The 15,069-nt window shown below is 49.7% G+C and carries 11 protein-coding genes and 1 tRNA gene; all 12 read right to left on the reverse strand.

Features of this window, described 5'->3' with window-relative positions:
- Position 1: 1 nt before the first annotated feature.
- The 12 genes from BZJ21_RS12680 to BZJ21_RS12735 all read right to left on the reverse strand — a co-directional run bounded on the left by BZJ21_RS12680 (position 2) and on the right by BZJ21_RS12735 (position 15,047).
- A complete protein-coding gene (locus tag BZJ21_RS12680; protein WP_077669961.1) occupies positions 2-2,620 on the reverse strand; it encodes a LuxQ periplasmic sensor domain-containing protein in 2,619 nt (872 codons plus the stop codon).
- 3 nt (positions 2,621-2,623) lie between these two features.
- Positions 2,624-3,703 carry a substrate-binding domain-containing protein gene (locus BZJ21_RS12685; RefSeq protein WP_077459769.1) on the reverse strand — a complete coding sequence of 360 codons (1,080 nt, stop codon included), beginning with the start codon at positions 3,701-3,703 and terminating at the stop codon, positions 2,624-2,626.
- Between the two features lie 279 nt (positions 3,704-3,982).
- The gene (gene luxS / locus BZJ21_RS12690) at positions 3,983-4,501 is read right to left on the reverse strand and encodes an S-ribosylhomocysteine lyase (protein WP_021022068.1); all 519 of its coding nucleotides are present in this window, start codon (positions 4,499-4,501) and stop codon (positions 3,983-3,985) included.
- A gap of 28 nt (positions 4,502-4,529) precedes the next feature.
- Entirely contained in the window at positions 4,530-5,147 is a 618-nt protein-coding gene (locus BZJ21_RS12695) for a transglycosylase SLT domain-containing protein (RefSeq protein WP_077576460.1), read from the reverse strand.
- Positions 5,148-5,161: 14 nt separating this feature from the next.
- On the reverse strand, positions 5,162-6,739 hold the full coding sequence (gshA, locus tag BZJ21_RS12700; protein ID WP_021022070.1) for a glutamate--cysteine ligase: 1,578 nt from the start codon (positions 6,737-6,739) through the stop codon (positions 5,162-5,164).
- Between the two features lie 97 nt (positions 6,740-6,836).
- Entirely contained in the window at positions 6,837-9,686 is a 2,850-nt protein-coding gene (locus BZJ21_RS12705; RefSeq protein ID WP_077669962.1) for a M16 family metallopeptidase, read from the reverse strand.
- A 10-nt stretch (positions 9,687-9,696) separates the two neighbouring features.
- On the reverse strand, positions 9,697-10,119 hold the full coding sequence (locus BZJ21_RS12710; RefSeq protein WP_021022072.1) for a YqaA family protein: 423 nt from the start codon (positions 10,117-10,119) through the stop codon (positions 9,697-9,699).
- Between the two features lie 5 nt (positions 10,120-10,124).
- Entirely contained in the window at positions 10,125-11,081 is a 957-nt protein-coding gene (locus BZJ21_RS12715) for an NADP-dependent oxidoreductase (protein ID WP_021022073.1), read from the reverse strand.
- A 208-nt stretch (positions 11,082-11,289) separates the two neighbouring features.
- Entirely contained in the window at positions 11,290-12,420 is a 1,131-nt protein-coding gene (locus BZJ21_RS12720) for a sodium ion-translocating decarboxylase subunit beta (protein ID WP_021022074.1), read from the reverse strand.
- Positions 12,421-12,429: 9 nt separating this feature from the next.
- Positions 12,430-14,232, reverse strand: coding sequence for a sodium-extruding oxaloacetate decarboxylase subunit alpha (gene oadA / locus BZJ21_RS12725; protein ID WP_021022075.1), 1,803 nt, complete (start codon positions 14,230-14,232; stop codon positions 12,430-12,432).
- Positions 14,233-14,263: 31 nt separating this feature from the next.
- Positions 14,264-14,512 (reverse strand): oxaloacetate decarboxylase subunit gamma, encoded by a 249-nt coding sequence (locus BZJ21_RS12730; RefSeq protein WP_021022076.1) that lies wholly within the window; start codon positions 14,510-14,512, stop codon positions 14,264-14,266.
- Between the two features lie 458 nt (positions 14,513-14,970).
- Positions 14,971-15,047, reverse strand: a tRNA-Arg gene (locus tag BZJ21_RS12735).
- Between the last annotated feature and the right edge of the window lie 22 nt (positions 15,048-15,069).

Genomic DNA, 15,069 nt, shown 5'->3' on the forward strand with positions numbered 1-15,069 from the left:
CTCATGAGTCAGCGTGTGCGCCATGTTTTAAGTGGCGGAGTTTTAAGTGGCGGAGCGCCTCGATAAAGCTGGCTTCTTTAATCGGTTTGACGATGATGTAATCCGCGCCTGCTTGGTAAAAAGCGTCATGCACGCTGCCATACGCATCGGCCGTGCAAGCGTAGATGGGGACACTTAACCCGAGCGTTTGCCGTATGGCCTGCGTTGCTTCCACACCACCAAGATTGGGCATATGGTTATCCATCAACACCAAGTCATACTGCACTTGCTGAAGGCGCGCTAATGCTTGTTCTCCATCTTTCACCCACTCCACCTCAATATGATATTTATGGCAAAATGCTTGGGCGACCATAGCATTAATCTTATTATCCTCAACCAATAAGACGCGCTTGATGCCGAGCGACACAGGATCGAAAGGCACGTTTTCTGGCGCCTTGGCCGGTTTATTGTCCACCAAGGTGAGCGGCACCTCGACCACAAAGCGGCTGCCTTTATCTGGCTCACTGGTCACATCAATGTCACCTTCCAGCAAGTCTAATAGACTTTTAACAATCGACAGGCCCAGGCCGCTACCACCGTAAGTCCGCGTCACACTGGAATCCGCTTGTACAAAGGGATCGAACAAAGACTCAAGCGCCTGCTGGTTCATTCCTATCCCGGTATCACTCACTACGAGACGCAATGTAGATTGACGCAATGTAGATTGATCTGACGAATTTTCATTCTCGTCTGTTTTTTCTACTTCACGTTGCGCTAGGGTGACCGTCAGCCCAACCTGCCCTGCATGAGTAAATTTTATCGCATTACTCATTAGGTTGAATAAGATTTGTGTGAGGCGGGACTGATCCGAGCGCACCATGGTATCAGCCGCAATCGGTGCATCGATATTCAATAAGATAGACTTGCTTTCACAAAGCGGTGTGTAAATATTCTCCACCGTGCGAATGATATCTTGGAGATAAAACTCCCCATACTCGATGGTCATTTTACCTTGTTCAATCTTAGACAAATCGAGGATATCATTGAGTACTGTGAGTAAGTGCTCACCACTTTGGTATAAACTACCAAGTAGGTCTTTTTGTGCCTTATCCTCGGCTCTATCATTTAATATTTGCGTGATCCCCAAAATGCCGTTAAGCGGCGTGCGTATTTCATGGCTCATCTTGGCTAAGAACTCTGATTTAGCGCGCGCGGAGGCTTCCGCTGCTTCTTTGGCTCGCTGGCTTTGTTGCTCGGCTTCGATAAGAGATGTAATTTCTTGACCTTGGCCGATCACCGCTTTGACTTGGTTATCAACCATTAAAGGTGCAAGATTCCATCGGTAAACGCGACGGTCAATCTCAATATTGACCCCTTTGAGGATGGTCCCATTAACCGCGCGCTTTAGATGAGGAGAGATGGCATACATAAACTGATCATACAACCAGCTTGAGGCATGGATTTGTTCGTCATAGTTCAGCTTTAACTTGGCTGCTGGATTGATACGGGTGATAGCAAAGTCCGTGTCCCAAACAATAATCGGTGATAGCGCGTAATCAAATAAATCTTGTAGGGAGCGCTCTTTCTCGTGCAGCGCATGAAAAGTCGACTCTAGAGTTTTGCCGATGTGATTAAACTCTTCAATATCGGATCCGGCAAACGGCAAGGTACGTTGACGTGATCGCGCCCCTTGGCTATATCGCATTAGCCTATCGAGCGAATCCGCAACCCGGGTTTTCACAAAACGATTGACCCAAAAAGCAGCGATAATAATAATTAGGGTAGTGAGTAATAAGTTGATGCCCATTTGCCGCTGTAATGTGACAACATTGTCATTACGTTGCGCCGATAACAATGAAATTTTGGTCGACTCACCGCCGATGCGAAGCTTGGATTGGCTCACTAAATAGTGCCGAAACGCTTGACTGCTCTCCTCGCTCGGCAACGTTAACGCCTTGCCTATGTCATCGTTACCACTAAGAGTAGATGCTAAGGTTGCATTGTCTGCCGATAGCCATACCGCCTGAGTGTCACTGGCACGCTGCAAACTTTTCACAAACGAAAAGTTGCCATTCAGCATCACGACCACATACAAATATCCGCCGAGTTTACCGTTTGATTGAAAAACGATCGGCGTTTTCCGCATCAGTAAATAACCTTGCTCTGTATCCGTGGTGACAGTGGTTAAGGTCCAACGATTAATACTTCGTAATTGCAAACGCAGCTGATCCAACCCCTCATTATCAATACCGTGAAACAAGCTACTGCCATCATGCCATAACACACGGTCGTCTTTAGCGATAAAACGAAAGTCAGGGGTATTTGCAACATCTTGTTGCTCTTGTTCGATAAAATAGTCATCAAGTGCGTCACTGTCTTCACTGGCGACCAGTGACTGAAGTGTCATACTTGCAGCATTGGTATTTTGGTGAATTTGCAGTGCCGTTAAGCGACTATCAAAGACGTTTTGCAATAGACGAGAAGTTTGTGCCAAAGTACGGCTAATCTCTTGATTAATCCCCGCTAAGGTCAACTGGTAACTTTGTATGTAAACGCCCGCGGTCACACATAAGAAGAAGACCACAATCAAGCGAGTCAGTAATTGCGAGAGTGATAATTTAGGTGAACCAAAGGTGGGCATGATCTAATCCGAGTATCTAAATGCATGTTGCTTAAGTTTTTCTATTCGATCCGGATCATCATATTGAGTGACGACGTTAAACCGACCTGAGTACACAACGGGCACAGCTTTTTGTTGTAGGTCGCGTTTGATGGCTTCAGCCATCGCCACCCCGGTATCATCGTTCATACGCATCACGGTTGCGTCTAGTTGTCCTGACATGACAGCATCCAATTCAGCGGACCCGCCTCCCCAGCCGTTAACACCAACTTCCTCTCTTCCCAACTCTTCAAGCGCTTTGATTGCCCCAAACGCCACATCTGTCGCGCAAGCATAAATAAAGTCGAGTTGCGGATTATTGTTTAACATCGCTTTGGCTGCCTGATAACCAGAATGTTGGTCACCTTTGGTGTAATAAGCCGAGACCAATTGACTATCACCATGGCGACTCATGGTTTCAATAAAAGTGTCCCCACGTGCATCACTCACATAACCTTGAGAAAAAAACAACACCGAGTAATTCGCCCCTTTCGGATAACGCGTTTGATAATAATCAGCCAGTAGCTGACTGCCGCGCTGATGGTCAAACCCCACGTAGAGAAAAGGCTGATTACCTTGCCAAGCTTTTACCGGTGTGGTGATATTTTGCAATATGAGCTTGGTTTTTTTCTGTGATAGCACATGATTAATAAACTTACGGTGACGAACACTGTTTAAGGTAAACACAAGATAGTCGGCACCGTCACGCAGCGCCGCATACAAAGACGCACTTTGTTCTCGTATGTCGTTGTTCGGTCGTGTTGTGACTTCTTTTAACTGATAAGGAATATTAAGCGCTTGTAAGCGACGTTCGAACGCTCGCACATTACGCTGCCAATAATCAGAGATTTGTTGACCCGGTACGACCACTGAAATTTTTATCGGTGCCAACGCACGTTGCATTGGCGCCGGATCGGCTTGCACTTGTTTATCGAGTGTTGCCGTCAGCGCTTTTTGCTCAGGATACCGTGCAAGAAACTCGTCATATGACCAATAGCCATTTAACGACGCTTGCGCACTCGGCACCGTCACCAACAACATGATACCTAGCAGGTAATGATACATACTGATGGGGCGAATATGATGTCTTGTGCGTAAACTCACTTTGGGTTTCACAGCCTTTTTTGATGGTCGATTTCAGTTGTCAGCTTAGCGAAACCCAGGCGAATACGCAGCGACAAAATGCAGAAGCGTGCTTGAACAGGCAAAAAAGCTGCAACGACGCCTACACTTCTCTTGGGTTTATCTAGCTATTGAGACAAAAATAATGAAAAGAACACTCAAATCGGGAGGGGGCGGTAACACAGAAGGCAGTGTTACCGCAGAGGGATGACTGGCCGCGTTTTAATCGACGCGCAACGTTTGCAACATCGATTCGGGCAGCGATAGATCATCATTTTTGTTGACGGTCACACCTGCATCTATGATTGCACGAGCAATATCTTTGGCTTCATTCAACGAATGCATCTCATAAGTACCACATTGATATTCGTTAAGCTCCGGAATTTTATCTTGCGAAGGAACAATAAGGACATCTTCCATCGCAAGCTCCCATGCTTTAGCAACCTCCGACTCTTGGGGCTCGCCAATCAAGCTCATATAAAAACCGGTGCGGCAGCCCATCGGCGAGATATCGATGATCTCCACCTTGTCACTATTCAGATGATTGCGCATAAAGCCAGCGAAAAGGTGCTCCAGGGTATGGATCCCTTTTTCGGTTAAGTGCTGTTCATTGGGACGACAAAAACGCAAATCAAACACAGTGATGGTGTCACCGCTGGGCGTTTGCATGGTTTTTGCGACCCTTACCGCCGGTGCATTCATGCGGGTATGGTCAACCGTGAAGCTATCTAGTAGTGGCATCTTTCCTCCTTCATTCATCACTGCGGCCTTAAAATGGCCACCAGCTCAGATTGTCTTCTAGTCGTTGCCGGCACCCTTTTAGCTGCCAACCGTAGTCCTTTGCTTGTTGTTCGACTTTACGCGCCACCCGTTTGAGCCCAGGTTTTCGCTCAAATGAGCCACGTTGAAATCCGCCTCTTCCTTCATGGTAAGCTAAATATTGCCGGTAAACATCCCATTGCGACACCCCAAGCTGACGATGCGTTTCTGATGTGTACCAGCCTATAAACTGTAACGCATCGGCAAAGTCGGTGCGAGAGCCGCCATTGTCTGTGGCTTTTTGATAGTCTGACCACGCGGGGTCTTGTGCTTGCGCATAACCATATGCGCTGCTCACTCGCCCCCAGGGTAAAATGCCTAATACATAGTCACGTGGAGGCAAAGCATCGTGAACGAACGCGCTTTCTTGCTTCACAAATGCCATCGCGACCTGAATAGGCGTCCCCCAGCTGTCTTCCATCTCGACGGCCGCCTCAAACCAGTCAGGATTTTGCTCAAAAATCGCACAGACATTGCTGGGGTTATCCGGTGGCGGCGTCGCGCACCCGGGTAACAATATCATGGCGGTGATTATCCCTAATCGGTTGAGAATACGCGTCCTGCTCATCGCCATTATTCCAGTTACCAGCTTTCTGCCATCGGCACATCTTTGAAATAAGCGTTTAGAAACTGCTCAAAGCTTTGTGTGTCACTGGCTTCTACCGCTTTTTGACGTGCCATACTGTCTTCGGCTTCTCGGAGAAAGTCGACATCACTGTGAACCTGATACGGCACATCAGCCAATGCCTTCTTGTGCTCACTCGCCAAGCTTAGACCAACACCACCAATTCCGCCTTGCGCAATCACGTCTGCCAGCACACGCCCTGATAAGGTTAGTTCGGGGTTATCAAAACACGCAATCATTTTGTCGCATACGCGCTCATAGCGGCTATCACCAACGGTCTGATCCATCACTTTGGCTAATTGTTTCAGCTCTGCCATCACCTGACGTCCCCACTCGGCCTGAGTTAAGGTACCGCCATTGCACCCTGTGGTTAAGGTTAAGCCGGGTTTTCGCCCTTCAAGTACAATTTTATTCCAGTTATCCCGCCAGCAATTCAGTTCCGGATCGGACATGGGGTCGGAGGGCGATAACGCACACCAAGACACAAATAAATCGAGAAAATGCACTTGATCTTCTTCAATGCCAATAGGGCTGTAAGGATTCACATCTAGTGAGCGGACTTCTATGTACTCTACTCCGCCGCGGCTTAGTGCTTCGGTCGGCTTTTCGCCGCTTTCCGCATTACGCTTTGGTCGAATCGGAGCATAAAGCTCATTCTCAATTTGCAGCATATTGGTATTGAGTTGTCGATAGGTTTCACCGTCACGAATCCCCAACTGTGCAAATTGCTGCGAAGGGGTACGAATAGCGCGACGTAATCCTTCTAAATATTGCTCTAATGTATTAAAGCCTATTTTCAAGTCGGCTTGGGCGTTGTTGGTATAGCCTAAATCACTCAAACGCAGGGACGTTGCATACGGCAAGTAACAGGTTCCCGATGGCATATGCTCAAACGCCAGCGGACTGTCAGTATGTTTGATAAAGGATCCACACAAAGCCGGTGATGCACCAAACAGGTAAGGGATCATCCAACCATGGCGGTAGTAATTACGGATCAAATCAAAATAGCCTTGTGTCACCGCAGCTTGGCTAACAGTCTCTGAGTGATACAGGTGCTGCCAAAACGCCTCAGGGAGTGAGATATTAAAATGCACGCCCGAGATCACTTGCATCACACTGCCATAGCGGTGTTTGAGTCCCTGCCGATAAAGCGTTTTCATCCGACCAATATTCGAGCTGCCATATTGCGCCAAAGTAATATCGTCTTCCGATGCGACCACACAAGGCATTGACATCGGCCAGAGCTGTTCATCATCCATCTGTTGATAGGTAAAACGATGAATATCCTGCAACTCGTCTAACATCCCTTTCACCGAGGTGTTGACTGGAGTAATAAATTCCAATAACGACTCGGCGAAATCGGTGGTAATCCAACGATGCGTCAATGCGGCGCCAAGTGCGTCTGGGTGCGCAGTTTGCGCTAAGTGACCATTCGGTGTAATACGAAGTGCTTCACGCTCGAGCCCTCGGGCTATCCCCTTTAATGCGTCTGGGTTTTGCGCTAACCGCGCTAACCGTTGGGTAAAGTCAGTCAAAATGTATCTCTTATTTTTTTAAGCTGCGTGGCGGTCAATATAAACAAGCTATTGCTCAAAAGCCATCACGCAGCGGGGTAAGTTTATCCAACCGGTATTAACGGTAATCTAACGCCAAGCTATTGACTGGCAAGCCAAGTTGACGCAGATCCCCTTCCAAACGCTCTGCATCGCCGACCACGATGATTTGGTAGTCGTTAGGATCGAACCAGCGCGATGCTTGGGCATTTAGTTGTTGGCGTGTCAGTGAATACAGCATGGCTTTTTGGGCTTCACGATAGTCGTCATCCAAATTAAACGCCTCAATGTGCGCAATCAAGCCCGCTTTTTCCCACGGTGTTTCATAATTGAGTGCATCCTGCTGGCCACTCGATTGACGTAAATAGGCAAGCTCTTGCTCAGTAAATCCATTTTCGTGCGCGTGGGCCATTTCTTTCCAAAGCTCTTTAATGGCCTCGGCACTGGCATCCGCCCGCACATCGGCACTGACTTCAATGGTCCCAGTTTGACGACCACCATACACAGCACTGTGGGCGCCGTAGGTGTAACCTTTATCTTGGCGTAAGTTTTGGTTGATGCGGGCATTAAAGTTTCCGCCGAGATTAAAGTTAGCTAAGCGGGTTTTAAACATGGGGCCGGTTGCGTCGTAAGGCATGCCATGACGTATCATACGAATACTGGTTTGTGGCGCTTGTGGTTTATCCACTAACCAAATTTGTGGACTTTTTTCGTCTCGAGGCACGGGCCTTGCAACTTGAGCATGCTCCTCAGGAGTCGGTTGCCAAGGTTGAATCCGGTTAGCGAGATTGATCGCATGCTCACGGGACAAATCACCCACCACGACAAGCTGACTTTCTTTCAACACATAATGCTGTTGATAAAAGCGTTTAACGTCGGCAAGGGTGAGTGCGGCAACGTCTTCTGCCACACCACCTTGCGGGGCACGGAAGGTTGCATCTTGATAAAGCAATTGGCTAATAGCCTGATCTGCCAACCAGCCCGCATCGTCGGCGCGTGACGCCATCCCCTCTAATGCTTGTTTTTTGAGCCGCTCGAAATCTTGCTCCGCAAACGTCGGTGCACTGATCACTTTATTCACTAATTGAAGCGTCTCTCCCAGATACTTTTTCAAGGATGTCACGGTCAATGTCGTATGATAAGCCTCTGGATTCACACTCATCTGACTGCCAAGTTTATCTAGCGCTTGGGTTAATTCCGCGGCCGACATTCCCGCGCCGCCTTCTGTGATCATACTAGCCGTGAGCTCGGCGACACCACGCTTATCATTCGGCTCCATCAACACACCTGCCGGCAAGCGAAGTTGCAAGGTCACCGTGGGGGTCTCGCGACTGACGGTGCCTGCCAGGTGAATACCATTGTCGAGCTCCGCGCGATAAATAGTAGGAACATGGACAGTCACGCTTCCATTCGGGGGCGGGATCAGGCTGCGGTCAAAGCGTTCAGGCGTGTTGCGTAACGCCAGTGTATCCGCATTATTTTGGCTAGCGACGTGGCGATAATCAGGGCGCTGATAGACAAAGTTTGCCGGATGAGCGACCAAATCTTGACGCCCTTCAGGCACCACACTGAGGTTAACCGCAGGTTGATTGCTTACCCACTGTTGATAACTGTCCATCACCTTTTGAGGCGTTACAGCATCCAAACGGGCTAGGCGTTGTGTCAGTATGCTTGCGTCGCCATGTAACGTATAGTCACTGGCCAGTTGTTCTACTTTGCCATCGACGCTTTGTAGGGCAAAAATGTTATCCGCTTCTACCATGGCTTTGATTTGGCTAATGTCGTCTTGGTCAACGCCTTGCGCCGCAAATGTCGCCATGCTCTGGCGCAGTAGCGTGCGCACCTCAGCTAACGACTGATCTTGACTGCCGACACCATAGATCTCGAAGGTGCATGCAAGCTCACCGCACTGATGCGATGCGCCTGCACTAAGCAGTTTTCCCGTTTGCACCAATGATTGGTAAAGGACACTATCTCGCCCTTGTCCCAACACATTGGCCAGGACACTCAGACGCGTACTGGTGTCTGTCTCAGGCGTACTGGTGGGGAAGCTCATGATCAAAACAGGCTGCGACACTTTATCTGCTAAAGTGACAAATCGATCGGCTTCCAGTGTGACAGGCTGAGGGTCTGCCGCAGGGATAGTTGGCCCTTGCGGGATGTCACCAAAGTACTTTTTCACCCACGCTAAGGTTTGTTGTACATCAATATCCCCACCAATGGTCAAGGTGGCATTGTTGGGACCGTACCAACGTAAAAAGAATTGCTTGAGGTCATCGACATCAACGCGGTCTAAATCTTCCACGTAACCAATCACCGGCCATGAATAAGGATGACCTTCGGGGTATAGCGCTTGATTAATGGTTTCGTTAACGCGGCCATAGGGAACATTGTCTATCCGAAAGGCTCGCTCGTTTTTCACCGTATCACGCTGCACTTCAAACTTACGCTGCGACACGGCATCCAACAGAAAACCCATGCGATCGGATTCTAACCAAAGTACACGTTCTAATTCATTAGCCGGCACCGTTTGATAATACTGGGTGGTATCGCGATTCGTCGAGCCATTGTTATAGCCACCGACTTCTTTGATACGCTTACCATGATCGTCAACGTGCTCTGAGCCTTCAAACATCATATGTTCGAAAAAGTGCGCAAAGCCCGATTTGCCAGGCTCCTCACGCGCAGAGCCAACATGATAGCGCATGTCGACACTGACTAAGGGATCGGAGTGGTCTTGGTGCAGCAAAACAGTCAGCCCGTTATCGAGCGTAAACTGTTGATAAGGCACTTGAGCACTGCCCGGTGGTGGCGAGACTGTTTTTATCCAGGTCACCCCCTTTGGCGTAGCAGGAGGCGATGTTTCCAGTCGCTGACACCCTGTCAGAACGGATAAAACGAGAACAGCGACGAACAATAAGCGTTGCATATGATGATTCCTACCCAGTGACCCAATTAAATGACCAAACAATAACCATGTAACGCGATGCTTTGGCGATAAAGATAACCGCCCAACACCATGATTGACGCAAACGTAGCCAACCGGCGACCACGCACAAAGGGTCGCCAATGATGGGGACCCAACTCAATAATAAAGCCGCATAACCATAACGTTGCAGTCCCAAGTGCGCACGACGATGCCAGCGTTGGTGCGGCTGATAATCCGGAATCCAACGGCCGATGGCATAGTTGGTCATGCCTCCAAGGGTGTTTCCGACGGTCGCAATAGCTACAATTACGCCATCAGCAAACTGTTGCTGAGTTAATAAGTAAACCAAATTCGCTTCTGAACCACCTGGCAACAAAGTGGCACTCAAAAAGCTGGTGACAAACAGTGTCGCCAACGCCGACCAGTCGTCCATGGTTGTTACGACGACGGCATTTCTAATACTCGCTTACCGCGTGTATGACCAGACTCGAGCGCTTTATGGGCTTGCGCCCCTTGTTCTAGAGGGTAGACAGCGGCAATATCAATATGAAGCTCGCCTTGATCAAGCATGTCAAGCAAGCGCTGAGTTTGCCAGGTGTTGGGCTCAACCAGCATGCCCGTGGCTTTTAATCCTCGCTCGGCCGCAGCAGCGGTGATCATATCACGTGTATTGGTCGGCACCGTGACCACACGTCCACCGGTTTTTAGGCTCGCAAGTGCTTCAATGCCCGTATCGCCACCGACCAAATCAATCAATACATCAAACTCGCCCTGCGCTGTCGCCCAATGTGCCTGGTGATAGTCTATCGGTTTCGCATCTAGCTGGCGCAAAAATTCATGGTTGCCCGGCGATGCTGTCGCATACACCTGAGCCCCCGTTCTTACTGCTAATTGTACCGCAAGGTGGCCCACTCCCCCGGCCCCCGCCAAAATCAGTATTTTTTCGTCACGGGCGAGTTTGACATGCTCGAGCGCTTGCCACGCCGTGAGCCCGGCAAGTGGTACCGCGGCAGCATCCACCATTGGGACACTGGGTGGTACCGTGGAAAGCAGTCCGGCGTCGGCAGCCACGTACTGGCTATATCCCCCTCCCTCGGTCGGGAAGCCAATCATTCCTGCCACGCGATCACCCACATCAAACTTACTTTCGTTGGTGCCGTTTGCCACCACCACACCGGCCACATCGTAACCGGGTACCCAAGGCAGCTTATCTTGGTTATGTTCCGCCGCCCAACCCAGTCCGGCACGGGTTTTAGCATCGATTGGGTTCACGCCCGCGGCTTTTACCTGAATTAACACCTGCTCTTCCGACGGTGAGGGGATAGCACGGTTTACTGGGGAGAGAACCTCTGGCGCACCGAATTCGGTAATCGCAAGAGACAAGTTATTCGACATATTGACTCCTTTCGCATGCCATTATGCTTTCATGGCGCAGGTAATAAATTTGATAGCGCAGATAATAAAAAAGCACAGGGTCATCGCAACGCGTAAACCCCTAGTCTTAACAAAAACAGCGACAGACTCAATGCCTGCCGCTGTTTTCTTTTCACTGTTCACGTGTTTTGTTTTTGCTACGGTTTGTCTCTACATTCACATCGCACGGCTATCCGACTAACGCCAGCAATATCCCCGCTGCGACAGCCGAGCCAAGCACGCCAGCCACATTCGGTCCCATCGCATGCATCAGCAGGAAGTTATGTGGATTGGCATCCAGTCCAACCTTATTCACCACGCGCGCAGCCATTGGCACGGCAGAGACGCCGGCCGCACCAATCAGTGGGTTGATAGGATCGCGGCTAAACCGGTTAAGCAGCTTCGCCATTAAGACGCCCGTTCCGGTGCCGATGCTGAACGCGACCGCTCCGAGCACCAAGATCCCCAAGGTTTCAAACTGAAGAAACTTATCCGCTTCTAGCTTGGAACCAACGGCAAGCCCCAAGAAAATGGTCACAATGTTGATCAACTCATTCTGCGCAGTACTCGATAACCGATCGACGACGCCACACTCACGCATCAGATTGCCCAGACAAAACATACCAACCAAGGGCGTTGCGGAGGGTAAGAATAAGATCGTCATCATCAAGACCGCTAAAGGAAACAGCACTTTCTCCGTTTTCGAGACATGACGCAGCTGTTTCATTTCAATTTGGCGCTCTTGTGGCGAGGTGAACAACTTCATGATCGGCGGTTGAATAATTGGCACCAACGCCATGTAACTATAGGCTGCGACTGCAATCGCGCCAAGAAGATCCGGCGATAGTCGGCTAGCCAAGAAGATGGCCGTCGGCCCATCCGCACCACCAATAATCGCAATTGATGCTGCATCTTGAAGGCTAAATTCCATGCCTGGGACCAGATTGAGCAAGATAGCACCGAACAAGGTAGCAAAAATGCCAAATTGCGCCGCCGCCCCTAAAAGCAAGGTACGCGGGTTAGCAATCAAGGCACCAAAGTCGGTCATCGCCCCCACTCCCATAAAAATCAATAACGGGAAAACCCCCGTATCAATCCCGACATGGTAGACGTAATACAACAAACCGCCCGGCTCGTTAAAACCCGCGTTGGGAATATTCGCCAAGATTGCCCCAAACCCGATGGGCAACAGAAGCAAAGGCTCAAACCCACGTCGGATCGCAAGAAAGAGCAGCAGACAACCGACGGCCATCATCACCAGCTGTGGCCACTGGAAATTCGCCAGTCCAGTTTCCGACCACAGGATCATTAATCCTTCCATGCTGCCCTCTTATCCTAAATGTAAAAGCGGCATGCCGACAGTCACGGCGTCGCCTTCTTTTACTTGTACATCTTGGACAGTGCCAGCATGCGCAGCCCTGACTTCGGTTTCCATCTTCATCGCTTCTAGGATGATCAGAACGTCACCTTCTTGTACATGCTCACCGGCGGTCACCATGACTTTAAAGATATTACCCGCTAACGGTGCGGTGACTGGCTCTGCGTGGGTAGATGCCGGCTGTGACACCGGGGCACGCGGTGCTGTAGGCGCATTGTCGACATCGTTAGCAGTTTGGATCGCGCCTAGTGCGCCATCGGGACCGACATCCACTTGATACACCTGGCCATTAACGCGCACGCTGTAAGTTTCAACCTCAACTTGGCTCGCTGAGCTCGCCGCGGGCGTTGCTGGCGGCGTGGAGTCTCCGGTGGGTACCGGTTCAAACGCATCAGGATTGCCACGATTTTGGAGGAATTTCCAACCCACTTGTGGGAACAAGGCGTAAGTGAGGACATCGTCAATCGTCTCTTCCGCCAAACTCACACCTTCTGTCGACGCTTTATCGGTTAACGCCTGCGTCAAGTTTTCCATTTCGGGGGCTAATTTATCCGCCGGACGGCAGGTAATCGCTTGTTCACCGTCAAGCACGCGCGCTTGTAATTTTGCATTGACCGGTGCGGGGGCTTTTCCGTATTCGCCTTTTAACAGCGCAGCAGTCTCTTTAGTAATGCTCTTATAACGCTCGCCGGTCAATACATTAATGACCGATTGCGATCCGACAATTTGTGAGGTCGGCGTAACTAAGGGGATATATCCTAAGTCTTCACGCACCCGCGGGATCTCGTCTAAGACCTCATCCATTTTGTCAGCCGCGCCTTGTTCTTTAAGCTGGCTTTCCATGTTGGTCAACATACCGCCGGGCACTTGCGCGATCAAAATACGTGAGTCGACGCCTTTTAACTGCCCTTCAAATTGGGCGTATTTTTTCCGCACGGTACGGAAGTAAGCCGCAATCGATTCAAGTTTATTCAGGTCAAGATGAGTTTCACGCTCGGTGCCTTCAAGCATCGCAACAACGGTTTCAGTCGGGGTATGCCCATAAGTTTGGCTCATTGAGGAAATGGCCGTATCCAGGACATCTAACCCCGCTTCTACTGCTTTAACCGCCGTTGCTGTTGATAACCCTGTGGTCGCATGACAATGCAGCGACAGGGGAATATCACAGGTCGATTTTATGCGGCTCACGAGCTCATACGCTTCATAAGGTTTAAGCAGGCCGGACATATCTTTGATGCACAGAGAGTGACAGCCAAGATCTTCCAACTGCTTGGCTAAATCGGTCCAGGTATCCATGGTATGCACAGGGCTAGTGGTGTAAGAAATCGTTCCCTGAGCGTGGGCACCTACGTCCACTGCCGCACCCACAGCGGCTTGAAAGTTACGCACATCATTCATGGCATCAAAGATGCGGAATACATCCATACCGTTGGCATGAGCACGTTCAACGAACTTGTATACCACATCATCGGCGTAGTGGCGGTAACCCAAGAGATTCTGCCCACGTAAAAGCATTTGCATCGGGGTATTAGGCATGGCTTTTTTAAGCTCTCGTAACCGTACCCAAGGGTCTTCACCCAAATAGCGAATACAGGCATCAAAGGTCGCGCCACCCCATGTTTCTAATGACCAGAACCCAATCTGATCGAGCTCGGCGGCAATCGGCAACATATCGTCCAAACGCAGACGTGTGGCAAACAACGACTGATGGGCATCACGCAATACCACATCGGTAATAGCTAACGGCGTAGACATAACAAACTCCTTTTTATATGTGCCTTACCACTCAACGATGGCGTTGGCGGTACTGCTGGACAGCGACAGTGATCGCGGCAACGACATCGGGCGATACGTTTTCCGATGCAGGTTGTGCGTTAGGCTTAGCGGGTGCCTTAGCAGCAGCTGGCGGGGTCGGGTCACCAAAACGTTCTAGTTGGTGGACCAAAAAAATCAACGTAGAAAGAAACACAAACACCACAACCATACCGGTCAGCATCAGCGTCAGTGCTTGTTCTAAAAGCGGGCCTAAATCCATGGTTGTCTTCCTTGTTACTCACTCTTACTGGCAATGATGCGCGGATGGCCCGTTATTATTCATTTATCTTGGTGGCCATTTCATCATCGGCGTTCAAAATACTAACAATTCGCATAAATGACAATCTCGTGTTGTGTTTTTGTTACCTGACAACACGGGTCATGATGCACTCATCGCACGCGAACAACCGCCACTCGTAAAGGCGTATTTATCTCGTCCAAGTCCGTTAATCGCGCGATGAAACGTCCTGGTACATAGAGGGTTTTGACGGTTTGGCTATTAATAGAGGCGCACTATGCCATTTTTGGAAAAAGCGTTTTTCCAGTATCACAACACGCTGTCCAATAGCGATAGCGATAGCGATAGCGATAGCGAAAATAATAAACAGAAAAGTCGATTTGGGTGACAATGAAAAGATAGCGAAATGGAAATAAGGAGAAGGAAGAGGTAATGCAAAATGGCGCGTCCGGGAGGATTCGAACCTCCGACCGCCTGGTTCGTAGCCAGGTACTCTATCCAGCTGAGCTACGGACGCGCATCTATCTTGCTTGCAACAA

The sequence above is a fragment of the Salinivibrio costicola subsp. alcaliphilus genome, from assembly GCF_001996185.1.
Lineage (GTDB): Bacteria > Pseudomonadota > Gammaproteobacteria > Enterobacterales > Vibrionaceae > Salinivibrio > Salinivibrio costicola.